Origin of the sequence: Cellulomonas fengjieae (assembly GCF_018388465.1) — a bacterium.
GTDB lineage: Bacteria > Actinomycetota > Actinomycetes > Actinomycetales > Cellulomonadaceae > Cellulomonas > Cellulomonas fengjieae.
In genome coordinates, this window is sequence record NZ_CP074404.1 from 3860128 (window position 1) to 3881717 (window position 21590).

Annotated in this window: 23 protein-coding genes; 14 read left to right on the forward strand and 9 right to left on the reverse strand. The window is 74.3% G+C overall.

What is annotated here, in order from left to right:
* Positions 1-75 precede the first annotated feature (75 nt).
* The gene (locus KG102_RS18070) at positions 76-1302 is read left to right on the forward strand and encodes a sensor histidine kinase (protein ID WP_208290163.1); all 1227 of its coding nucleotides are present in this window, start codon (positions 76-78) and stop codon (positions 1300-1302) included.
* Positions 1299-1961, forward strand: coding sequence for a response regulator (locus KG102_RS18075; RefSeq protein WP_208290162.1), 663 nt, complete (start codon positions 1299-1301; stop codon positions 1959-1961). The genes KG102_RS18070 and KG102_RS18075 overlap by 4 nt, the downstream gene beginning before the upstream one ends.
* A 3-nt stretch (positions 1962-1964) precedes the next feature.
* Here the strand turns inward: KG102_RS18075 and KG102_RS18080 are convergent, their stop codons facing one another.
* Positions 1965-2738: a class I SAM-dependent methyltransferase gene (locus KG102_RS18080; protein ID WP_208290161.1), complete on the reverse strand. Its 774-nt coding sequence runs from the start codon at positions 2736-2738 to the stop codon at positions 1965-1967.
* Positions 2739-2835: 97 nt separating this feature from the next.
* Here KG102_RS18080 and KG102_RS18085 point away from each other — a divergent pair, with 97 nt between their 5' ends.
* Complete coding sequence (locus KG102_RS18085) at positions 2836-3312, forward strand: TM2 domain-containing protein (RefSeq protein WP_208214753.1); 477 nt, start codon at positions 2836-2838, stop codon at positions 3310-3312.
* 3 nt (positions 3313-3315) lie between these two features.
* On the opposite strand, the gene KG102_RS18090 is transcribed toward KG102_RS18085, so the two are convergent.
* Positions 3316-5136, reverse strand: a complete 1821-nt coding sequence (locus KG102_RS18090) for an AfsR/SARP family transcriptional regulator (protein WP_208290160.1) — start codon at positions 5134-5136, stop codon at positions 3316-3318.
* Between the two features lie 57 nt (positions 5137-5193).
* Here KG102_RS18090 and KG102_RS18095 point away from each other — a divergent pair, with 57 nt between their 5' ends.
* Together KG102_RS18095 and KG102_RS18100 are read left to right on the forward strand one after the other, a co-directional pair.
* Positions 5194-6072 carry an alpha/beta fold hydrolase gene (locus tag KG102_RS18095; protein WP_208290159.1) on the forward strand — a complete coding sequence of 293 codons (879 nt, stop codon included), beginning with the start codon at positions 5194-5196 and terminating at the stop codon, positions 6070-6072.
* 87 nt (positions 6073-6159) lie between these two features.
* The gene (locus tag KG102_RS18100; protein WP_208290158.1) at positions 6160-8454 is read left to right on the forward strand and encodes a family 43 glycosylhydrolase; all 2295 of its coding nucleotides are present in this window, start codon (positions 6160-6162) and stop codon (positions 8452-8454) included.
* Here KG102_RS18100 and KG102_RS18105 read toward each other — a convergent pair.
* Entirely contained in the window at positions 8436-9281 is an 846-nt protein-coding gene (locus tag KG102_RS18105; RefSeq protein ID WP_208290157.1) for a hypothetical protein, read from the reverse strand. The two genes, KG102_RS18100 and KG102_RS18105, sit on opposite strands and share 19 nt — an antisense overlap.
* A gap of 82 nt (positions 9282-9363) precedes the next feature.
* On the opposite strand from KG102_RS18105, the gene KG102_RS18110 reads away from it, so the two are divergent.
* Together KG102_RS18110 and KG102_RS18115 are read left to right on the forward strand one after the other, a co-directional pair.
* The gene (locus KG102_RS18110) at positions 9364-9966 is read left to right on the forward strand and encodes a dihydrofolate reductase family protein (protein ID WP_208290156.1); all 603 of its coding nucleotides are present in this window, start codon (positions 9364-9366) and stop codon (positions 9964-9966) included.
* 41 nt (positions 9967-10007) lie between these two features.
* Positions 10008-10409 carry a RidA family protein gene (locus tag KG102_RS18115; protein WP_208290155.1) on the forward strand — a complete coding sequence of 134 codons (402 nt, stop codon included), beginning with the start codon at positions 10008-10010 and terminating at the stop codon, positions 10407-10409.
* Positions 10410-10411: 2 nt separating this feature from the next.
* Here KG102_RS18115 and KG102_RS18120 read toward each other — a convergent pair whose 3' ends face one another.
* Both KG102_RS18120 and KG102_RS18125 read right to left on the reverse strand, forming a co-directional pair.
* Positions 10412-10810, reverse strand: a complete 399-nt coding sequence (locus KG102_RS18120) for an SRPBCC family protein (protein ID WP_208214746.1) — start codon at positions 10808-10810, stop codon at positions 10412-10414.
* 24 nt (positions 10811-10834) lie between these two features.
* Positions 10835-11212, reverse strand: a complete 378-nt coding sequence (locus KG102_RS18125) for a DUF2255 family protein (protein WP_208290154.1) — start codon at positions 11210-11212, stop codon at positions 10835-10837.
* A 191-nt stretch (positions 11213-11403) separates the two neighbouring features.
* Here KG102_RS18125 and KG102_RS18130 point away from each other — a divergent pair, with 191 nt between their 5' ends.
* On the forward strand, positions 11404-12069 hold the full coding sequence (locus KG102_RS18130; RefSeq protein WP_208290153.1) for an SMI1/KNR4 family protein: 666 nt from the start codon (positions 11404-11406) through the stop codon (positions 12067-12069).
* A 112-nt stretch (positions 12070-12181) separates the two neighbouring features.
* Here KG102_RS18130 and KG102_RS18135 read toward each other — a convergent pair whose 3' ends face one another.
* Positions 12182-12958 carry an alpha/beta fold hydrolase gene (locus tag KG102_RS18135; RefSeq protein WP_208290152.1) on the reverse strand — a complete coding sequence of 259 codons (777 nt, stop codon included), beginning with the start codon at positions 12956-12958 and terminating at the stop codon, positions 12182-12184.
* Positions 12945-14465: an outer membrane protein assembly factor BamB family protein gene (locus tag KG102_RS18140; RefSeq protein WP_208290151.1), complete on the reverse strand. Its 1521-nt coding sequence runs from the start codon at positions 14463-14465 to the stop codon at positions 12945-12947. Before KG102_RS18140 ends, KG102_RS18135 begins: the two co-directional genes overlap by 14 nt.
* A 202-nt stretch (positions 14466-14667) precedes the next feature.
* On the opposite strand from KG102_RS18140, the gene KG102_RS18145 reads away from it, so the two are divergent.
* The 6 genes from KG102_RS18145 to KG102_RS18170 all read left to right on the forward strand — a co-directional run bounded on the left by KG102_RS18145 (position 14668) and on the right by KG102_RS18170 (position 20140).
* Positions 14668-15249 carry a SigE family RNA polymerase sigma factor gene (locus KG102_RS18145; RefSeq protein WP_249667391.1) on the forward strand — a complete coding sequence of 194 codons (582 nt, stop codon included), beginning with the start codon at positions 14668-14670 and terminating at the stop codon, positions 15247-15249.
* Positions 15246-16238 (forward strand): hypothetical protein, encoded by a 993-nt coding sequence (locus KG102_RS18150; RefSeq protein WP_208290149.1) that lies wholly within the window; start codon positions 15246-15248, stop codon positions 16236-16238. The genes KG102_RS18145 and KG102_RS18150 overlap by 4 nt, the downstream gene beginning before the upstream one ends.
* A 184-nt stretch (positions 16239-16422) precedes the next feature.
* Positions 16423-17877, forward strand: coding sequence for an outer membrane protein assembly factor BamB family protein (locus KG102_RS18155; RefSeq protein ID WP_208290148.1), 1455 nt, complete (start codon positions 16423-16425; stop codon positions 17875-17877).
* Between the two features lie 60 nt (positions 17878-17937).
* Positions 17938-18594: a HEAT repeat domain-containing protein gene (locus KG102_RS18160; protein ID WP_208290147.1), complete on the forward strand. Its 657-nt coding sequence runs from the start codon at positions 17938-17940 to the stop codon at positions 18592-18594.
* Positions 18595-18599: 5 nt separating this feature from the next.
* Entirely contained in the window at positions 18600-19601 is a 1002-nt protein-coding gene (locus KG102_RS18165; protein WP_208290383.1) for a HEAT repeat domain-containing protein, read from the forward strand.
* On the forward strand, positions 19598-20140 hold the full coding sequence (locus tag KG102_RS18170) for a GNAT family N-acetyltransferase (RefSeq protein WP_249667392.1): 543 nt from the start codon (positions 19598-19600) through the stop codon (positions 20138-20140). Before KG102_RS18165 ends, KG102_RS18170 begins: the two co-directional genes overlap by 4 nt.
* Here KG102_RS18170 and KG102_RS18175 read toward each other — a convergent pair.
* Both KG102_RS18175 and map read right to left on the reverse strand, forming a co-directional pair.
* Positions 20101-20706, reverse strand: a complete 606-nt coding sequence (locus KG102_RS18175) for a dihydrofolate reductase family protein (protein ID WP_208290146.1) — start codon at positions 20704-20706, stop codon at positions 20101-20103. The two genes, KG102_RS18170 and KG102_RS18175, sit on opposite strands and share 40 nt — an antisense overlap.
* Before the next feature lie 97 nt (positions 20707-20803).
* Positions 20804-21574 (reverse strand): type I methionyl aminopeptidase, encoded by a 771-nt coding sequence (gene map, locus KG102_RS18180; RefSeq protein ID WP_208290145.1) that lies wholly within the window; start codon positions 21572-21574, stop codon positions 20804-20806.
* Positions 21575-21590 lie beyond the last annotated feature (16 nt).

A 21590-nucleotide genomic window follows, 5' to 3' on the forward strand; every position in this document is an offset into this window, starting at 1 on the left:
CCAGACCCGCGAGCCGTCCGGCCAGAAGTCCTCGGTTCCTCCCGGCCGGCCGCACCCCCTCCGTATCCTCGGAGCATGGCCGCCGCCGTCGCCCCACGTGAGCGTGGGTGGCCGCGCGCGCTCTCGCCGTGGGAGCCGCGACGCACCCCCCGGGAGTGGGTCGTCGACAGCGCGCTGTTCGTCGCCGCCCTGCTGGCCTGGTACTTCTACGGCTTCGCCAGTGCGTCGTACTTCGGCGAGGTCAGCGACTGGTTCTGGCCGGTCGACCGCACCCTGGGCCTCGGCGCGTGCCTGCTCCTGTGGTGGACCCGCCGGTACCCGCGCGCGGTCGCGCTCATCATGGTTGTCCCCGGCTCACTGTCCATCACGGCCGGCTTCGCCGCGCTCGCCACCGTCTTCCGCCTCGGGATGCTCGCCCGGCCACGCAGCTCGGTGGCGATCACCGTCCTGCACATCGCGTGCGCGCTGCCGTACCACTGGCTCTTCCCGCTGCCGGGCATGCCGCTGGAGGTCTGGCTGGTCACGATCCCGCTGCTCTACCTGCTGGTGCTGAGCTTCGGGCTGCTCGCCCGGTCCCGCCGTCAGGTGATCGAGGGACTGCGCGCGTCGGCCGCCCGGGACCGAGAACGCTACGAGGAACGCCTGTCCACCACCCGGCGCGACGAGCGCGAGCGGATCGCGCGGGAGATGCACGACGTCCTGGCGCACCGGGTCTCGCTGCTGTCGGTGCACGCGGGTGCGCTGGAGTACCGCACAGACCCGGTGCGCACCGGCACCGCTGCGCCGACCTCGCAGGAGATCCACACGGCGGCGCTCGTCATCCGCGAGAACGCGCACCGCGCGGTGGAGGAGCTCAGCGAGCTGCTCACCGTCCTGCGCGAGGACGAGGCGCCACCCGGCACCGACCGTCCACAGCCTCGGCTCCGGGACATCCCCCAGCTCGTGGCCGAGGCCCGGGAGGCCGGCGAGTCGGTCGACATCCACATGGACGTCCCGCGCGACGGGTTGCGGGAGTCGATGCAGCGCACCGCCTACCGCACGGTGCAGGAGGGGCTGACCAACGCGCGCAAGCACGCTCCGCACGCGTCCGTCCGGGTGCTCGTCGAGGAACGCGACGAGGCCATCCGGGTCGAGGTGGAGAACGCGGTCGCCGTCGGGCTGACCTCGGCGGAGATCCCGGGCGGCGGGCGCGGGCTCGTCGGTCTCGCCGAGCGCGTGCGGCTGGAGGGCGGCCGGATGGAGGCCGCGGTCCGCGACGGCCGGTTCCAGCTGACCGTGGTGCTCCCGGCCGGTCTGCGATGACCGAGCCGACGATCCGGGTCCTGCTCGTCGACGACGACCCGCTGGTCCGCGCGGGACTGAAGCTCATGCTCGCCGGCGCGGACGGCGTCACGGTCGCCGGGGAGGCGTCCGACGGCGACGAGGTCGACGCCGCGGTCGCGCGCGCCGACCCGCACGTGGTGCTGCTGGACGTCCGGATGCCGCGGATGGACGGGGTGACCGCGCTGCGTGGGCTGAGAGCGACCCCGCGCGGGTCGCGGGTGGCGGTGATCGTGCTGACCACCTTCCGGACCGATGCGGTGGTGCTCGACGCGCTGCGCGCCGGGGCGGCGGGGTTCCTGCTCAAGCACACGCCACCCGAGGACATCGTCGCGGCGGTGCGCACCGCCGCGGCCGGGCAGCCGATCGTCTCGCCGAGCGTGCTGGCCCAGCTGATCGAGCACGCCCGCGCGGGTGCGGCTCCCGCGGCGCCGGACCTGCGCGACGCGGGACTCAGCCAGCGGGAGTACGACGTGGCGCTCGCGGTCGCCGACGGGCTCGGGAACGCCGAGATCGCCGAGCAGCTCTTCCTGTCCCTGGGCACCGTGAAGGCGCACATCTCCAGCGCCCTCACCAAGCTCGGCCTCGAGAACAGGGTGCAGCTCGCCATCCGGGCGCACGACGCCCGGCCCCGCGGGTGAGCGTCAGGCCGGCTTGTCGAGTCGGCCGCTCAGGTAGCGGAGCGTTCCCGCGGCGAAGCCCTCGGGGTTGCGGGTGCCCTCGAGCCCCGCGAACGGCCGGAGCGCCGACTGGAACGGTCGGGGGATCCACTCGCGCACCAGCTCGGTCTTGCGGGCGTCGTCGAGCCGGAGCGCCTGGAGCACCTCGGCCGTGATGTCGCGGTCCGCCACCGGCACCAGCCCGCTGGACGCGAGCTGCGCGCGGGTGGTCGGCACGTCGTCGGCACCGCGCAGGTCGGCCCACACGAACACCCCGCCGGGCCGCAGCACACGGTCCGCCTCGGCCACGAACGCCTCCATCGACGCGTAGCAGTGCGACGACTCGACGTTCACGACGACGTCGAAGGATGCGTCCGCGAACGGCAGCGCCTGGGCGTCGCCCTGCACGAACCGCAGTCCCGGACCCGTGCGGTCCCGGCGGGAGAGGGCGACCGCCGACGCGGCGAAGTCGAGCCCGGTGGTCGAGGCCGGACGGAGGGACCGGCTGATCCACGAGGCACCACCGCCGCGACCCGACCCGACCTCGAGGACATCCGCGCCCGCGACGTCCACGCCGTCGAGCACGTGGGCGTAGAGCTGGATGCAGAACCGGTCCGGCTCGTCCGCGGGGTCCAGCGCCAGCGGCGTCCCGGGCGCGACCGGCGCGTAGCCGTAGTTCATGAACGCCCACTCGGGGCGTCGCACGCGCGCGCCGAGCAGCTCGTAGCAGGCCCGCCAGGCGAGCTGTCGCAGACCCATCGCGCGAACCTACAGCTGCCCGGTGCGGCCGTACAGCCGATGGGATTACGCTCGAACGATCCAGCGCAGCACACGACATCCGATCCGCGGGGGCCACGTGACCGACACGATCGACCGGCCGCTCGTCATCGACCTCGATGACGACGTCCGCGAGCGCCCGGTCGTCACGCGCCGCCCCCTGCGGGCACCGGATGCGCCGTACCAGCCGCTGTCGGCCACGGTGCGCTATCCGACGGGCCGCGTCCCCGACCTCGAGGACGCCGCGCCCGAGCCGGCGCCCGGTCGCACGCCGCGGCAGTGGCCGGTCATCCGGCTCCGGCGGTGGACCAGGTCCCGCGTCGTGGCCGGGCTGCTCGGCGTCTTCGTCGGCGGTTTCGGGCTGCACCGCATGTACCTCGGCTACTGGCGCCGCGGTCTGACCATGCTGGCGATCACCGTCGTCGGCGGGTTCTTCACGCTCGGGCTCGCGGCGCTCGTCATGGGCCTGTGCGGGTTCGTCGAAGGGCTGCTGATCCTGTCGGTGCGCCGCGGCCGGTTCGCCCACGACGCCCACGGGACGCTGCTGCGCGGCTGACGGTCACCGGGTCAGCGCGTCGACCACCGCCGCGACGGGTCCGAGGTCGACGACCCCGCTGCCCGCCGCGCGCTCGCCGACGGCCGGGCGGAGGGCGTCGAGCACGCGGTGGCCCGCCGCGCGGTGCCCGACCGCGAGCGCGGCCCGGCCGACGAGGCACCACGCCACCTCGAGCAGCAGGTCGCGCGGGGGGTCGGGCACTCGGTCGAGCGCCGTCGACGCCGCGTGCCGGTCCGCGTGGGCCAGCAGGAGCGGGCGCGCCCACGGCTCGTAGGGGCCGAGGTCTCCGTCGGGAAGGGGCTCGCCCGCGCGGAGCGCGGACGTGAGTCGCGCGAGCGCGTCGATCCCGTGCGCGAACCCCGGCATCTCGTCGGCGGCGGGCGGGACGACGGCGGCGCTGAGGAGGGTCCGGCGGAACCAGGCGGTGAACACCGAGGCCAGGGGCCGGTCGTGGCGGGCCGCGAGCGCGTCGACCGCATCCGCCTCCACCGCCGCAGCGTCGACCCGGTCGAGTGCGCAGAGGGCCTGCATCCGGGTGAGGCGTCCGTGGATCTCGTAGGTCGGGAGCTCGGCGGTGGTCGCCGTCGCGATGATCTCCGCCGCGATCTCCTCGCGCTGCGCAGCCCGGCCGGCCGTCTCGAAGCACTGCATGGCGCGCGCCGCCAGGGCGAAGCACAGCAGCTGGGGGTCGCCGAGCGACCGCGCCAGCCGCTCCGCCTCCCGCGCCTCCGCCATCCGGTCGGCCGTGCCGCGCGACTCCATCGCGACGGTCGCCAGCAGCCGCGCCCGGGTGCGGCCCGACGACGACGGCAGCATCCGCGACGCGGCCGCGACCAGCGCGGCGGACAGGACGGGGTCGTCCGGGCGGGTCCAGACACCGGGGACGTCGAACCCGCCGATGACGCGCGCGGTCAGGTCCGGGTCGCCCAGCTCCTCCGCGGCGGCGATCGCCGCCAGCCGCTGCTCACCGACCTGGCCGAGACCGCCGGACACCGCGAGCCCGGGCAGCAGCGCCGTCGCGCTCTCGACCTGCGCCCGCGCACCGGTGACGGCGTGCGCCGTCGCGGCCCGCAGCAGGAGGGACCCCCCGGTGTCCGGGACCTCCCCGCGCAGGATGGCGCGTTCGAGCTCCGCCAGCCGCGGCGCGGGATCCAGCCCGAGGTCGTCCACCAGGCGGCGGCGCGCCCGGCGCAGGACCTGGAGCGCCTCGGCCCTGCGCTCGTCGCGGTAGAGCGCCAGAGCCAGCAGCCGCCAGGCGTTCTCCCGCCACGGGTCCGTGGCGACGAGCTCGTGGAGCAGGGGCACGGCACGCCCGGCCTCCGCGGTCGCGAGGAAGGACTCCGCCAGCCGCTCCACGGCGTCGGCGTGCAGCCCGGCCAGCCGGGCGCGCTCGGCGAGCGCCCAGGGCCGGTCGGCGAACTCGTCGAACGGCGTACCGCGCCACTGCGCCAGCACGTCGTCGAGCCCCGCCCCCGTCGCTCCCGCCAGCGCGCGCTCGACGCCCCACAGGTCGACGCTCTCCGGGGCCAGGCGCAGCCCGTAGCCGGTGCCGACGGTGACCAGCACCGCGGGCGGCGTGCGCGGCGGGCGGTCCGGTTCGAGCAGCCGCCGCAGCTCGCCGACGAACGTGCGGACCGCGCCGACCGCTCCCGCCGGCGCATCGTCCCAGAGCTCGTCGACCAGCCGGGAGGTGGAGACCACCCCACCGCGCTCGACGACGAGCAGCGCGAGGAGCTCGCGGTGCCTCGACCGGGACAGGCGGACCGGGACGCCGTGGACCTCGACCTCGATCGGGCCGAGGACCCGGATGAGCGGCTCGTCCACCGGGTCACTGTAGTTCGCGCTGATCGGGCGCTGATCGGGGCCGAGCAGGGTGGAGCCATGACGATCACACTCCCCGGGTTCGACTACCACCGCGTCCGCGCCGCCGACGGCGTCGACCTGTCCGTCGCCGTGGCCGGCTCCGGTCCCGCCGTCGTACTCCTGCACGGCTTCCCGCAGACGCACCTCATGTGGCGGCACGTGGCCGCCGACCTGGCGGCGGACCACACGGTCCTGGTCCCCGACCTGCGCGGCTACGGCGCCAGCGACAAGCCCGCCGAGGCGGGCGAGGACACGTACTCCAAGCGGACGATGGCGGCCGACGTGGTCGAGGTCGCGCGTGCCCTGGGCCTCGACTCGTTCGCGCTCGCGGGTCACGACCGCGGCGCCCTCGTCGCCACCCGGGCCGCGCTGGACCACCCCACCGTGGTCACGCACCTGCTCACCCTGGACGTCCTGCCGACCCTCGACATGTGGGACGTGCTGCACGGCGCCGACGCCAAGGTCGCGTGGCACCTGTACCTCATGGCGCAGCCCGTGGGGGTGCCCGAGCCGATGATCGAGGCGACGGCCGACAGCTTCTTCTCCTCGTTCCTCGACGACTGGGTCCAGCACCCGGACGCGATCCCCGGCGAGTACCGCGCCGAGTACCTGCGAGCGTCGCGCGAGGCGGTGTGGTCGATCGTCGCCGACTACCGCGCCACGGCGGCCGTCGACGTGCGCCACGACCTCGAGGACCGTCGCCTCGGCCGCACGCTGGACCTACCCGTCACCGTGATCCAGCAGGACTGGGGTTCCGCGCTGGGGTACGACGCGGCCGCGCTGTGGCGTGCCTGGGCGCCCGCGGTGGACCACCGCACGCTCGACGCCGGCCACTTCATGGCCGAGGAGGCGCCGACGGAGGTCGTCACCGCCCTCCGCGCACTGCTGACGCGCTGACCCCCCCGGCGTCCGGTGGCCGGGCCCGCCCCACCGGCGTAGAACGGAGTCCCGCCACTCGACGACGAACGGCAGACTCCGATGCGGATGATCCCCCGTCTCCTCACCGTCACCCTCACCGTCGCGCTGGTGCTGACCGCACCCGGTGCAGCCGTCGCGACCGGCGACCGCGGCCGACCCGACGGGACGCCGTACGCGAACCCGGTCAGCGCCGGGTTCGCGGACACGTACGCCGACCCCGCCGTGATCCGCGGCAAGGACGGCTGGTGGTACGCGTACGGCACCACCGACCCGCTGCGCGAGGGCGAGGGGACCCGGCACCTGGTGCCGATCTCGCGGTCCGCCGACCTGGTGACGTGGGAGTACGTCGGCGACGCGTTCACCGAGGACACGCTCCCCGCGTGGGCGGACCGTGAGCGTGGGGCGGCGGTGTGGGCACCGGACATCCGGTACGTCGACGGTCAGTACCGCCTGTACGTCGTCGTCACGCAGACCACCGTGACCGCCGAGGCGAACGACAGCGCGATCGGCGTCGCGACCGCCCCGACCCCGACCGGCCCGTGGACGGCGACGGAGCAGCCGGTGGTCGGCCCGCGCCACGGCAGCGGCGGGTCGGACGACTTCCTGTGGACGTTCGACCCCTCGCACGTGGTCGGGCCCGACGGGACCGAGCACCTGTTCTACGGGTCGTACTACGGCGGCATCTGGGTCACCCCGCTGTCCGACGACGGCACCGCGGCGGTCGGCGAGCCCGTCCAGGTCACGATCGACAACAAGTACGAGGGCGCGTACGTGGTGCGGCGCGACGGCTGGTGGTACCTGTTCGCGTCGTCGGCCAACTGCTGCGCGGGCCCCACCACCGGCTACAGCGTGCACGTCGGGCGCTCGCGCGACCTGACCGGCCCGTACGTCGACCGTGAGGGCGTGCCACTGAACCAGTCCCGCGCCGGTGGCACCCCCGTGCTGGCCCCGAACGGGAACCGGTGGGTCGGCACGGGGCACAACGCGGTGGTGACCGACCTCGGCGGCCAGGACTGGATGGTGTACCACGCGATCGACCGGGCCGACCCGTACCTCGACGGGACGGACGGCATCAACGAGCGCCCGATGCTCCTGGACCGGCTCGACTGGATCGACGGCTGGCCCACGGTCCGCGCGGGGGCCTGGGCGTCGGAGGGTCGTGAGGCCGGCCCGGTCGCGGACGGCGCGACGGGCTTCCACCCGGGGATCCCGCGCGGCTGGACCACGTGGGGGCGCTGGGTGGCGACCGACGGGACGGACGCCGGGCGGCACCTGGTGTCGCGCGGCGACGCGGCGCTGACCCGTGCGGTGCCCGGGCGGGACGTGCGGGTGGAGGCCGACGTCCGGCTCGACCCGGGAACGTCGACGGTCGGGCTCACGACGGGGCACCGCGGGCGCAGCCCGCGTGCCGCCGGGCTGACCGCCACGGTGGACCCCGTGGCCCGCGCGCTCGTGCTCACGGCCGGCTCGGGGCGGTCGGCCGTGCGCGGGACGGCGGCGCTGCCGGCCGACCTGGACCTCACCGACTGGCACGCGCTGGCCCTCACGGTCCGCGGGGGCGTCGCGACCGCCGAGCTCACGCACGCTCGGCTCGGCGACCCGCTCGCGCTGGTGACCCTCGACGTGCCGCGGCACGTCGGAGGGTCCGGACGCGCGGGCGCGGTGGCCACCGGACCGGGTGCCCACGTCGACAACCTCAGCGTGCTCAGGGCCACGCGTCCGGTCACCGAGAGCGTGCCGCCGCAGCAGCCCGGGGTGCTCGACCCGGCGCTCGGTGACGAGCTCGACGGCGGGGCGCTCGGCCCCGGCTGGACCACGGTGCGCGACCCGCAGGTCACGGTCGCCGGCGGGGTGCTGCGCTGGCCGACCGAGGCCACGGACCTGGTCGGAACGGTCAACGACGCCGGCCTGCTGCTGCGCGACGTCCCCGAGACCGACTGGGTCGCCGAGACGCGCCTGACCATCGACCTCGGCACCGACACCGTGCGCAACTTCCAGCAGGGCGGGATCGTCGCGTACGTCGACGACGACCGCTGGGCCCGGCTCTCCCACGTCGCGATCTGGAACACGCGCCAGACGGAGTTCGGCACGGAGCAGCCGTACGCGGGCCGGCTCCCGTACGGCGGGACCATCGTCGGGCCGCCCGCCGAGACCACGTGGCTGCGGCTCGCCCACCGGACCGACGACGCGGGCGAGCACGAGGTCCAGGCGTTCACCAGCACCGACGGGACCACCTGGGTGGCCGGCGGGGTGTGGACGTTCCCGGCGGGCTCCGACCTGCGGGTCGGGCTCGTCTCGCACGGCGGCACCGGCGCGACCGCGCAGTTCGACTACCTGCGCGTCTACCGCCCGGCGCCCTGACCGACCCGGCCGTCGCGGCGCACCGGCTCGTAGACGCGGGGCGCCAGCCGCGTCCGCGCCCGCTCGCCGACGACCAGCCCGAGGCCGAGGCCGTGGAGCACGCGCGTGACGTCGTCGACGTGCAGCGACCCGTGCCGTTCGAGGACCAGGTGCACGCGACCGTGCGACCGCTCGGCCCGGTGCAGCGCGAGGATCGTCGTCGACACGGTGGTGTGCCGCGGGAACCGGGCCCGCGCCGCCGCCTCGTCGTCGTGCTCGAGGAACACCAGACCCGGGTGGCCCAGCTCGGCGCGCAGCCCGTCGATGCGCCAGTGCACGGGTGCGTCGAGCCCGCCCGTCACGTGCCGGGAGCGGTTCGCCGAGGTGATGGCGAGCGGGAGGTCGCCCGCGGCCCGCGCCGCCGCCGCGAGGAACACCTGCGACGGGCACGCGTCTCCCGGCACGATCACCTGCGTCGTCGTCGCGGTGCCGTCCCGGGCGGTCAGCCCGACGGGCAGGTGCGCGGCGGCGGGCCCGCGGAACCCGAACGGTCCGAGTGCGCCGAACGCGTCGACGACGTCCTGCACCAGGCCCGGGGACACCGCGGGCGGCAGCGCGGACAGGTCGAACGCGTCGAGCACCCGTCCCGTCGGCGCCGTCACGCTGCCGGTCTGGTCGAGCGGCCGGCCCTTGAGGGCGTTGACCCGACGCACGGCGTCGCCGCGGGCGGTCAGGGCGTAGATCCCACCGAACCCGTGCGCCACCGGCAACCCGTCGCCCAGCAGGGCCGCGGCGAAGCGGGCGTCGGCGGGACGGTCGAGGACTCGTCTGGCTCGGTCGTGGGGCACGTCGACAAGGAGCGCGGTGATCCCTCGCAGATACCCGGGGCACCCGTGACGGGGCGGTCATCCGGTGGCATCGTGGACCGGCATGACGGTGATCCTCGACCTCACGATCTCCCTCGACGGCTTCGTCACCGGACCGGCCGCCGGACCGGACAACGGGCTGGGCGACGGCGGACTGCCCCTGCACGAGTGGGCCATCGGTGACCGGACCGCCGAGGACGTCCGCGTGCTGGCCGAGCTCACGGCGGCCACGGGTGCGGTCGTGATGGGCCGCCACACGTTCGACGTGGTCGACGGCCCGCACGGCTGGGACGACGACGTCCACTACGGCGCCGACCAGGGCGACCGGCCGCCGCCCTGCTTCGTCGTCACCCACCACCCGCCCGCGACGGTTCGGCTGACGGACCGGATGACGATCGTCACCACGGGGCTGCGCGACGCGCTCGACCAGGCCGCCGCGGCCGCGGGCGACGAGGACGTGTTCATCATGGGCGGCGGTGAGCTCGGGGCGTCGGCCCTGCGCGAGGACGTCGTCGACCGCCTGCACGTGCACGTGGCGCCCCTGCTGCTCGGCGCGGGGACGCCCCTGTTCGACCGCGTGCCCCGCCGGTCGCTCCGCCTCGACGAGGCCGCGACCGTCGTCACCCGCAACGCGGCGCACCTGTTCTACGACCTGGTGCACGACTGACCACTCCGCCCGCTGTCGGCGGTCGGTGGGACGGTGGCCGCATGGAGATCACCCGGTTGCAGCCGGCGGGCCTCGTCCGGAGCCCCGCGTTCAGCCACGTCGCCGTCGTCCCCGCGGGTGCGACGACCATCTACGTCGGCGGCCAGAACGGCGTCGACGAGTCCGGCACGGTCGTCTCGCACGACGCGGCCGAGCAGTCGGTGCGCGCGGTCGAGAACGCGGCCACCGCGCTCGAGGCCGCGGGCGCCTCGCTCGCCGACGTCGTGCAGTGGACGGTGCACCTCACCGCCGGCGTGGACCTCGCCGCCGCCTACGGTGCGATCGGGCCCCTGATCGCCGGGCCCGGAGCACCGCCGCTGGTGAGCGCCGCGGTCGTGGTGGGGCTGGGTGTGCCGGGTGCGCTGATCGAGGTCAGCGCGATCGCGGCGGTCCTGCCCGCCTGACGTCAGCCGGCGGTGCCCTCCAGGACCCGCTTGAGCAGGCCCAGGTCACGGGTGACGAGCGCGGCGTCCCGGTCGAGCTCGGCGTCGGTCATCCCGGGCGACCGGCGCAGCGTGAACACGACCTCGCACCCGTCCCCGTCGGCGACCACCCGCAGCGGGACGTACACCGGCTCGCCGGACGGGGGTCGAACCTCGTGGTCGAGGACGCCGTACTCGTTGCGCGGCGCGAACGTGAGGCGCACCCGCCCGTCGGTGGTGTCGATGAACCAGCCGTCGTCGTCCTGCGCGACCGTGGTGCCCAAGCCCGGCGCCCACCGGTGCAGGTTGGCGGGGTCTGCGGCGAACTCGTAGACCTCGGACACCGGCCGGTCGATGCGCACGCTCAGGTGGCGGGAGCCCATCCCGCGATCGTGCCACGACCCGCGTCAGGGGCGCGGAATCACGCGGAGCGTCACGTCGACCACGTCCGGTCCGACGACGGTGCCGACGATCGCGGGGCCGAACTTGTCGTACTTGGCGTGGTACGCCGCGTCGATCGCGTCGTGCACGTCCGGCGGTGCCGGCGCGTACGTGACCTCCTGCTCGAGGCCGCCGACGGCGACCCGGCCCGTCCCGGACGCCCGGGCGCGGCGGAACCACCCGTTGCCGGGGCCGTAGGCGGAGCGGATGTAGACGTCGTCCCCGACCCGGACGCCCCAGATGGTGACGAACGGACGCAGGGTGCCGTCGGGCCGGTAGGAGGAGACCTGCAGCTCCTCGGCTCCCCCGATCCGATCCAGTGCCTCGCTCGTCCAGGCGCTCACTGCCGTCCTCCTCCGCTGGCGACGATGCCGGTGACCTCGATCCTGCCGCGTCGGGCGCGTCGCGTGCACCCGAGCAACGGGTGCACGCACCGGTGGACTCCAGGCATCGGTAGGTTGTCGGACCTCACGGATGTCTTCCGGCTCACCGCCCCACCGGTGGGTTCTCCTCTCACGGCAAGGGCGTGCGAACAGTGACGGCATCGGCTGACGCGCTGGCCATCTACCAGGAGTACGAGGACCTGGTCCGCGCGGCCGGCTCGCAGTTGGCCGATCAGTTCGCCCCACCCCACCCCGACCCGGTGGGCGCGTTCTCCACTGCGTTCCCGGGCCTCGATCTTCCCGATGAGCTCGCGACTTGGTGGGCCTGGCACGACGGAATCACCCAGAGCCTCGGTATCGGCGCCCCCATCGGTGGGTCGAACATGCTGTTCCGCTCGATGGCGCAGACGATCGACCTGCGCCGGATGGAGCTGGACATCGCGGAAGAAGCCGCGGAACCCCCCGACATAACTGCCGAGCTCATATGGCCGCACACCTGGATCCCGGTGCTCGCCACCCAGGACAGCACGTTCGCGATCGAGTTGGCACCACGCGGCCGCGGCACCGTCCTGTTCCGCGACGGCCGCGAGATGGGCCGCAACGCACCGACGGCCGCCCAGTCGTGGCCCGTCGTCGTGCAGTGGTGGTCCACACTGCTGCGCATCGGAGCGACCCGCTGGGACGCCACCGCCTTGCGTCACGGCAGGTGGGTCACCGACGAGAAGATGGTGCCCGACGAGCTCAAGGGGAACCCGCTCGCGTACTCGCCCCACCCCAGCCGGTACGCGCCCCAGTTCCACCCCCTGTTCCCCTACTGAGCGACGAGCTACGAGCTGCCACGGCGCCGCCTCACCAGCTACAGGGCTCGGGCATCGCCAGGCGCCCACACACGTGAATTGGCGGGCCTAGCTTGTGTGGGGGCGGCAACGGTCACGGGACGCTCGCCAGGGTCCGGGCGAGGAACGCGTCGACCTCCTCCTGGTACCGGGCCGGCTGGTCGCGCCGGACACAGTGCCCCGAGTCGGGGACGACGACCGTCCGGACCAGCGGGTTGTGCAGGGCGTCCGCGCGCGGTGCCATCGGCGCGTCCGGCGGCACGAGCAGCAGGGTCGGCACCGTGAGGGTGTTGAACAGCTCCTCCCACTCGGGACCGCCCAGGTGCAGCCCGCGGCGGACGTACTCCCGGTCGACCAGCGGCTTGCACGTCGCCCACGCCTCCACCTCCGTGCGGCTCCACGGGGTCTCGGCCAGCATCCGCGCCACCTCCGCGGCGGGATCGGCGGCCACCGAGTCGAGGAGCTGCTCGTTCCCGGCGACGAAACCGGGGTCGGCGCCGGCCCCGGTCGGCTTGGCGGGGTCCTCCAGCACCAGCGCGCGGACCTTGCCCGGGCGCGCCAGCGCGGCTCGCAGCGCCAGCACGCCGCCGAGGGAGTGCCCGACCAGCGCGACGGGCTCGGGCAGGGCGTCGACCAGCGCCACGATGTCGGCCAGGAGCACCGCCGAGGCGGCCGCGAGCTCGTCGTCGGTGAAGCGCGGCGAGAGCCCGTGTCCCCGCAGGTCCGGGGCGTGCACGTCCCACCGGTCGCCCCAGTGCTGCACGAGGTCCGGCCAGGCCGTCCCCGCATCGGTCAGCCCGTGCACCAGGACGACGGGCAGCGCGTCGGGGTTGCCGTAGCGGTGGACGGTGATGGACTCAACCGAGCTCAAGGTTCTCTCCCGTGGTGAAGTTCGAGCCGAACAGTCTGTGGCCCGCGACCCACAGATTGTCGATGCCGTCGGGCAGTGGTGCGTGCCAGACCTCCTCGCCGGTGCTCAGGTCCCTCCCGACGAGCTGTGCGCCGCCCTCGCCGGCTGGCCGCTGAGCCTGGGCGTACACGAGCCGTCCGTCGGTGAAGATCCCGACCTGCGAACCACTCTCCTTCGCCGACCACAGCGTCGCGCCGGTGTGCGCGTCGATGGCCACCACCGCCGCGTCGGGGCTCGTGACGTAGACCCGCTCGTCCAGGACGATCGCGGTGGCCGGCTGCATCCCGCCGCCGAGCTGGGTCATGCCGACGAACCACCGCCGCTCGCCCGTCCCCCTGTCGTACGCCTGCAGGCCGGGCCCCGACTCGCCGGACGGGTCGGCGAGCCGTGTCCCGCTGGTCACTGTGAGCAGGAGCCCCGGCACCGAGCCGTCGTCGACGGGTGAGTGCAGCGGCTCACCGACGTAGACCCGGTCCGACGCGGGGTCGCCGTCGGGCCCCACGAAGGTCGTCGTGATCTCGCCACCTGACCCCGGCGACACCACGACCACGGAGCCGTCCTGGGAGTACGCGTAGCCGTCCGGCCCCCGCAGGTCGTCGCGGACGAACCGCCCCTCGGCGTCCAGCAGGGTCAGCGACGCCTGGGTGCCGACCACCACCAGCCCGCCCACGGCGAACAGGTCGGTGCCCAACGCGCCGTGCACGAGGTCGCGCTCAGAGCTCGCCGGCAGCACGTGGCGCCACCGCTCGGCGCCGGTTCGCTCGTCGTAGGCCACCACCGTGACGCCGGCGGACGCGTCGGTCACCGCCACCACCACCAGCCCGAGCAGCGTGGTCAGCGCGTCCGCGGCGACCGTCGGCCACTCGGCGACGACCGTGCCGTGGCGCGTGTCGACCACCAGCGCCTTCGTGGTCGTGGCGGCGACCCACTGCGGCTCATCGTCGTCGGTGGAGTACGTGAGGTACCCGTCGGACAACAGGCACACGGAGGTCGTGGGATGGGCCCCCGGCACGCACCGGCTCAGACCCATCACGGCGTTACCCAGAGCGGCGCGCACGGGATCCGGTCCGGTCAGGGGCACCGACCAGGCGGCCTCGTCGTCCGTGAGGGGCGTCGACGTGACCGCCTGCGAGCCGTCCGGCGCCACGACGATCTGCGCGTCCGGGCCCCGCGGCGAGCCGTCGAGCTCGGCCAGCTCACGCTCCTCGACCGCGCGGACCTCGAGGGCGTCTCCGAGCGGGCGGACCACCCCGTCGACGTCCGCGACGCGTGCCCACGCCGCCCGGTCCCGCGCGTCGACGACCTGCTGGACGACGACGAGCGCAACGACCACGACCCCCGCGGCGACGACGAGAACCCACCGCCGCCGAGCCCTGACGGCGGACGTGCCGGCGCTCGGGTCGGAAGCGGCGGCCTCGTCGCCGTCGACGAGATCGACCTCCTGCATCTGCCGCGTGCCGCGTGCCATGGCACGGACCGTACCGCCGGCGGGCCGACCAGAGCCCCGGTCTCCCCCGTGGCCCGCCCGGCAGTTCGTGCACGAGCTCGGCTACCGGGGACAGAATGCAGCCAGGGCGACCTCCGAGTGCGATCCGATCCGTCGCTGTGAGCAACCTTTCCGTCCGCCGATCCGTGTTCCAGGCATGACATCAGTGGCGGAGGGAGCCTCGGTGGTCCCCGACGACCCGACGTCCCGCACGGACGGGATCGCGGTGACGGTCGAGTCGGCGGTGACGCGCACCCGGGCGGAGGAGTTCTCCGCCTTCATGCTCGAGTCGCAGCCGGTGCTGTGGCGCATGGCGTGGCTGCTCACCGGCGACGTCCACAGGTGCGAGGACCTGGTCCAGCAGGCGCTGGTCCGCACCTATGTGGCCTGGCCCCGTGCCCGGGCGACCGACCCGCTCGCGTACGCGCGGCGCACGCTGACCAACCTGCGGATCGACACGTGGCGGCGCCACCGTCGTGAGGTCCTGGTCGCACCGGAGCACCTGCTGCCGGGGTTGGAGGTCTCCAGCGCGCAGCGGCACGCCGAGCGGGACGTCCTGGTGCGGGCGCTCATGCAGCTCAGCCCGCGCCGCCGCCGCGTCGTCGTCCTGCGCTACCTGATGGACCTGTCCGAGCGGGAGGTCGCTGACGACCTCGACATCAGCGTCGGCACCGTGAAGTCCACCGCCTCCCGCGGCCTCGACCAGCTGCGCACGCTGCTGGCGACCACGGACCAGCCCGCCACGTCTTCGAGGGAGCACTCATGAGCACCGACGACCAGTTCGTCGCGCACCTCCGCGCGCTCGAGTCCGCCCCACCCGGCTCGACGATCGACCCGCACCGCGTGCTCCTGGCCGGGCGGCGCCGACGGGTCGGCCGCGGCGCCGGCGTCGCGGCGCTCACGCTCGTCGCCGTGACCGGGCTGTACACGGGCGTCTCGGCCCTGCCTGATCCGGTCCGGCCTGCCCCGCCGTCGACGTCGCTCGCGCCGGTTCCGTCGCCGTCCGTGACACCCATGGGCCCGCGGGCCGTCGTCGACCCGACGGGAGACGTCACGCTCCCGTTCGCGGAGTACTACGCGAGCCCCGACCAGAACGCCGCCATGATGACCGCGCACTACCTCGCGATCTCCCGGTGCATGACCGACGCAGGGTTCCCCGACGCCTACCGGTTCATCGGACCGGAGACACCCGAACCCGGGTTCCCGCGGTACGGCGTGACCAGCGCGGCACAGGTGGAGAGGGACGGCTACACCTTCCCGAGTCCGGAACCCACCTCCGGCACCGACCTGAACCTGGACGTCCCCGGCGCCCGCGATGCCTTGGCGGCGTGCCTGCCCCGGGTGCTCGCGCTCGGGTTCGTCTTCGAGCCGGGTGACGAGAACGGCCTCGGCCAGCCGCCCTACGCCCCTACCCAGGCCAAGGACACCCCCGAGGGCCAGGCGCTGCTCGCCGAGCTGTCCGCGTGCCTGCTGGACCGCGGTGCGCCGGGCGTCGACACCGCGGACGGCGTGATCATCCCGACAGGTGTCCTCGACCTGCCTCACGAGGAGCAGGTCCGGATCGGCCTGCTCGACCTCGAGTGCCGGCAGAGCATGGACTTTCTCCAGCGCTTCGCCGACGTCGACGCCGCCCAGCAGCAGCAGTACATCGACGACAACCGGGCCTACTTCGACGCGTACAAGGCGATGCGCGACGCGTCGCTGGCGGCGTCCTACGCCTACCTGGACGCCGCCGGCATCGTCATGGACCGCTAGCCGAGGACCGCCACCGGCCCAGCCTGAGCAGAGGGCGGCTGCGTCAGGGGCCGAGCGTCCCGATCGGGATGACGACGACTCCGTCGGCACGTGTGTAGCCATATCCCGTACCCGTGATGACGGCCAGGACCGCGGCCTCATCCCTTCCGCCCCGCTCGCGGCCCGTGGTGCGTAGTCTCCGGCCATGGGACGGCGTGGCGACATGCGGGCGGTCGAGCTGCTCGACGCCGCGGCCAGCCGCGCTCCCAGGCGCTGGCACCGCTCGGGGCTCGTCATCGGCGTTGCACTCCTCGCCGTGATGCTCGCGGGCGCCCAGCTGGTCATCGACGCACGCGAGCGGGCCGCCGTCGCCGCGCTCGCCTCCGTGCCCGGCGTCCTGGACCCCGTAGACGCCGACCTCGACGTCGTGCGCCGGATGGCGCCGGCGGAGATGGGAGAGCTGTACGGGGCCGGCGGGTCGATCGGGCTCGGGCCGGACGGGTCGCAGCGCTTCTCGTGGACCGGCCCCGACGGCGGCGAGTGGACGACCGAGCTCCTCGGCCCGAGCCCTGCGCTGAGCGGCCCGAACGCGTCACCCCTGAGCGGCTGCACGCCGGACCGCCTTCCCGGGAGGACCGCGAGCGTCGCACGCCGCGTGGTGTGCCTGGTGACCGACGGCGCGACGATCAGGGACGAGGCGGGGCGCACCACGACCGTCCCCGCGACCGCCCGGCGGGTCGTCCTGCTCTCGGTAGTCGACGGATCCATCCAGGCCCAGTGGCCGGTCGAGAGCGGCCACAGGATGGCCCTCCTTCCGGGCGAGGTGGTGGTGGTCGGGGAGATGACCGCGGACGCGAGCACCACCACCGCCTACGACCTGCTCACCGGTGAGAAACGCTGGACGTACCGGCACCCGCTGCCCCCGGCCTCGGCCTCGGCCGCCGAGGACAACCCCTTCGGTACGGGCCTGTTCCGCGCCGGGGACCTCGTCGCGATCGTCACGCCGCCGAGCTCGCTGCTCCTGCTGTCCGCCCAGGGCAAGGCGGTCCGCGAGGTGGACCTCGACCTCGAGGGGTCCGGAAGCTGGATGACCGACCCGACGACCGGGGGCCTGATCCTGCAGAAGCGCTCGACCGCGCGGGTCTCGCAGTCCATCCTCATCGCCCCCGACGGCGACCCCGCCAAGGACATCACGCTCGACGGGGCGGTGGTCTGGCCTCTGGTCGACGACGGGTCCGTCCCCGGTCTGCGACTCTCCAGCGATGCCGCCCTGCACGGCTGGGACTCGACCGGCGGGTCGGAGCTCTGGTCGCACGACGCGCCGGACGCCGATCGTGCGCTCATCCTGCGCGGGCGCGTCTACGTCACCTCCGGCAACGCCGTCCAGGCGATCGACGGCGCAACCGGCGCCGCGCTGTGGAGCACCGAGGCCGAGGACTGGCTCAACCCCAGCATGCTCATGACCGACGGGCACCACATCCTCGTCGCGTTCGAGGCCCTGAGCTCGACCGCCGAGTCGGTCCTCGTGGCCTACGAGCCGCTCGGCGGCCGCGAGGCGTTCCGGGTGCACTACCCGGAGGGGGTGACGGCGCTCATCCCGGTGGAGCGCCACCTCGTCGGTCTCGACGAGGCCGCCGTCGAGTACGTCCTGCTTGACTGACGGCGGCCCTTGACCCTGACACCGTGCGAAGGTCTTCGATCAGGGGTGGAGGTGATCGACGTGACCCAGACACGTGTGTCGCGACTGAGGGACGCGCTGGAAGCGCCGTCCTCGTCCGTGCGGCTGCGGGCTGCGCTCGCGGCGGGCAGCGCCCCGGCCCCCGACGACATCGAGGTGCTCGTCGCGCGGTGCGGGGTCGAGCCGGACTTCTTCGTCCGGGACATGCTCACCTGGGCGCTGACCCGCCACGACACGTCGGCGGTGGTCGCACGGTTGCTGCCCGAGCTCGGGTCGCCGACCGCGCGGGCGCGGGCCCAGGCGCTGCACGCGCTCTCGAAGATCGGCCGCCCGGACGTCTGGTCGGCGATCACCGCGCTCCTTCTGGACGAGGACGACGAGGTGGCCCGCACCGCCTGGCGCACCGCGGCCGGGCTCGTCCCCGCGGGCGGGGAGGAAGGGCTGGCGCGGACGCTCGCGACCCAGCTCGGCCGGGGGGACCGGGACACGCAGCTGAGCCTCAGCCGTGCGCTCGTCGCGCTGGGGGAGGAGGCGGCGTCGGTCGTCGACCGAGCCAAGACCCACCCCGACCCGGGGGTACGAGCGCACGCGATCGCGACCGAGCGCCTCATCGGGGACCCCGACCACGGGTTCGACGCGGCGATCGCCGACGCCCGGCGGTTCGTCGCGCTGCGCGACTCCCCGGTCGTCAGGCAGTGAGCGGCATGCTGATCGGCGAGGTCTCCGAGCGGTCCGGCATCAGCGCCCGGATGCTGCGGCACTACGACGCGCTCGGGCTGGTGTCCCCCACGGGGCGCACGCTCGGCGGGTACCGGCAGTACTCGGCGGACGATGTCCGGCGCCTCTTCCAGGTGGAAGGGCTCCGGTCGCTCGGCCTGAGCCTGCAGGAGATCTCGGACGTGCTGGCCGACCTCGCCTTCGACCCGGCGCCCCTCGTCGAGCAGCTCATCGAGCGCACGCGCGAGCGGCTCGCCCGCGAGGAGGAGCTGCTGCGCCGGCTGACCCAGGTCCACACGACCAACCCGGCCGCCTGGGCCGACGTGCTGCGGACCATCGGCCTCCTGCGTGGGCTCGAGGTGGGCGACGCGTCCTCGCGCCAGCGCCTGGTGCTCGAGCTGACCGGCCACGCGGGCGATGTCCCGTCGCTCGCCGAGGCGGCGCTGAACGAGCCGGAACCGAACGTGTCCGGTGCGCTCTACTGGGCGCTCGCGCGCAGCGGCGACACGGCGATCCCGATGTTGGTGGAGACCCTGGACGCACCGGACGCCGACCGCCGTCGCCGCGCGGTGGAGGCGCTCGAGAAGATCGGCTCGCCGGACGCGCTGGCGTCGCTGGCCGACGCGTTCCGGCACCCCGACCCGTTCGTCGCCGGACGCGCCGTCCTGGCGCGCGGCGCACGCGGCGGGGCGGACGTCATCCCCGCGCTGGTCGCGCTCGTCGTCGAGGGGCGCGACGACGTCGCCGCCGCCGACGCCCTCGGTGTGCTCGCCGCCCGCCACGGTCACGCGGACGCGATCGTCCGAGCGATCCGCGACGAGCTCACCGACGCACCGGTCGCCGCCCGGCAGCGCCTGGCCGGCGCGCTCGCGGAGGTCCCCGGACCGGCGGCCGACGCCGCGCTCACCGCCCTCCTCGACGATCCCGAGCGGAGCGTCGCCCTGACGGCGACGTCGGTCCTGCGCGCCCGCCGTAGGGTGCCGGGGTGACGATCGAACGCCGGACCGCCCGCCTGCTCATGCGCCAGTGGACCCCTGCCGACCGGGAGCCGTTCGCGCAGATGAACGCCGACCCCGAGGTGGTCGAGTACTTCCCCTCCGCGCTCACGCGCGAGGCGAGCGACTCCCTCGCCGCGCGCGCCCAGGCGCACCTCGATGAGCACGGCTGGGGCCTGTGGGCGCTGGAGGCAGACGGGCGCTTCGCCGGGTTCACCGGGCTGGCGCGACCGTCCTGGGACCGGTCCGTGGTCGAGGTGGGCTGGCGGCTGCCGCGCTGGGCCTGGGGACACGGCTACGCGACGGAGGCCGCGCGGGAGGCCCTGGCCGTCGGCTTCGACGAGCTCGGCCTCGCGGAGATCGTCTCGTTCACGGCGGCGCCGAACGAGCGTTCCCAGGCGGTGATGCGTCGGCTGGGCATGACGCGGGACCCCACCGCCGACTTCGACTACCCCGGGATCGCCGAGGGCCACCCGCTGCGCCGGCACGTGCTCTACCGGATCAGCGCAGCGTCGTCGCGCACCACGGAGTAGTCCAGCAGAAGGACCCCCGTCGTCGTCGGCGTCGAGCTCGCCAGCTGCAGGCGCTGCGGCCGGTCCGCGCCCCGGAACAGGCGCTTGCCCGTGCCCAGCAGGAGCGGGTGCAGGAACAGCCGGTACCCGTCGACCAAGCCGTGCGCCGCGAGGTCCTGGACCAGGACTCCGCTACCCATCACCGCGAGCGTGCCGGAACCCTGCGACAACAGGTCGGCGACGGCCGACGGAAGGTCGCCGTCGAGCACGTGGGAGTTGCGCCAGGTGAGGTCGGTGCGCGTGCGGGTCGCGACGTACTTCGGCGTCGCGTTCAGGTGGCCGGCCATCGCGTTGGTGTCCGGCAGGTGCGGCCAGAACGCGGCCATGCTGTCGTAGGTCCGGCGCCCGAACAGGTACGCCGTCGTGCCGGCCATCCCCTCCGCCGCGGCATCCGCCAGGACGCCGTCGCCGTACGGCCCGGCCCAGCCGCCGTGCTCGAAGCCGCCGTCGCGGTCCTCGTCCGGCGAGCCCAGCCCCTGCATGACCCCGTCGAGGGTGATGAACTCGATGACCACCAGCCGTCGCATGCCCGTACCGCCTCCCTGGACCGGCCCCGTGCCGATCACTCGTGACCTGTACGAACGGGCGGGACCCACATCGACGAACCCGCCCAGCCGAGCGGCGCTACCTCGGCAGCGTGAGGATCTCGGCTCCGTCGTCGGTGATCGCGATGGTGTGCTCGCTGTGCGCCGTCCGGCAGCCGGTCGCGCTGCGCAGGGTCCACCCGTCGGCGTCGGTGACCAGCTCGTCGGTGTCCACCATGACCCACGGCTCGAGCGCGAGCAGGAGGCCGGGACGCAGCGTGTACCCGCGGCCGGGCCGGCCGGTGTTGGTGACGTGCAGGTCCTGGTGCATCGTCGAGCCGATGCCGTGCCCGCCGAACTCGGTGTTGATCGGGTACCCCGCCTCGCTCAGGACCGTGCCGATCGCGTGGGAGAGGTCGCCGATGCGGGCTCCCGGCCGGGCGGCGGCGATCCCGGCGGCGAGGGCGCGTTCGGTGGCGTCGATCATCGCGACGCTCTCGGGCGGTCGCGCGTCGCCCACGAGGAAGCTCACCGCGGAGTCCGCGGCCACCCCGCCGCGCAGGACGGCGATGTCGAGCGTCAGCAGGTCGCCGTCGGCGAGCGCGTAGTCGTGGGGCAGCCCGTGCAGGACGGCGTCGTTGACGGACGTGCAGATGTAGTGGCCGAAGGGGCCGCGGCCGAACGACGGGGCGTAGTCGACGTAGCAGGACTGCGCGCCGGCGTCGGCGATCATCTCCTGCGCCCACCGGTCGATGTCGAGCAGGTTCGTGCCGACGCGGGTGCGGCTCTTCAACGTCTGCAGGATCTCGGCGACCAGCGCACCGGTCTGTCGGGCTCGCCCCAGCTCGGTCGGGCTCAGGATCTCGATCACGGTGCGCCTCCAATAA

Excerpts from the sequence above, each read along its gene's own strand:
- KG102_RS18070 (WP_208290163.1), top strand. The coding sequence starts at position 76 with ATGGCCGCCGCCGTCGCCCCACGTGAGCGTGGGTGGCCGCGCGCGCTC.
- KG102_RS18075 (WP_208290162.1), top strand. The coding sequence starts at position 1,299 with ATGACCGAGCCGACGATCCGGGTCCTGCTCGTCGACGACGACCCGCTG.
- KG102_RS18080 (WP_208290161.1), bottom strand. The coding sequence starts at position 2,738 with ATGGGTCTGCGACAGCTCGCCTGGCGGGCCTGCTACGAGCTGCTCGGC.
- KG102_RS18095 (WP_208290159.1), top strand. The coding sequence starts at position 5,194 with ATGACGATCACACTCCCCGGGTTCGACTACCACCGCGTCCGCGCCGCC.
- KG102_RS18100 (WP_208290158.1), top strand. The coding sequence starts at position 6,160 with ATGATCCCCCGTCTCCTCACCGTCACCCTCACCGTCGCGCTGGTGCTG.
- KG102_RS18110 (WP_208290156.1), top strand. The coding sequence starts at position 9,364 with ATGACGGTGATCCTCGACCTCACGATCTCCCTCGACGGCTTCGTCACC.
- KG102_RS18115 (WP_208290155.1), top strand. The coding sequence starts at position 10,008 with ATGGAGATCACCCGGTTGCAGCCGGCGGGCCTCGTCCGGAGCCCCGCG.
- KG102_RS18120 (WP_208214746.1), bottom strand. The coding sequence starts at position 10,810 with ATGGGCTCCCGCCACCTGAGCGTGCGCATCGACCGGCCGGTGTCCGAG.
- KG102_RS18140 (WP_208290151.1), bottom strand. The coding sequence starts at position 14,465 with ATGGCACGCGGCACGCGGCAGATGCAGGAGGTCGATCTCGTCGACGGC.
- KG102_RS18150 (WP_208290149.1), top strand. The coding sequence starts at position 15,246 with ATGAGCACCGACGACCAGTTCGTCGCGCACCTCCGCGCGCTCGAGTCC.
- KG102_RS18155 (WP_208290148.1), top strand. The coding sequence starts at position 16,423 with ATGGGACGGCGTGGCGACATGCGGGCGGTCGAGCTGCTCGACGCCGCG.
- KG102_RS18165 (WP_208290383.1), top strand. The coding sequence starts at position 18,600 with ATGCTGATCGGCGAGGTCTCCGAGCGGTCCGGCATCAGCGCCCGGATG.
- KG102_RS18175 (WP_208290146.1), bottom strand. The coding sequence starts at position 20,706 with ATGCGACGGCTGGTGGTCATCGAGTTCATCACCCTCGACGGGGTCATG.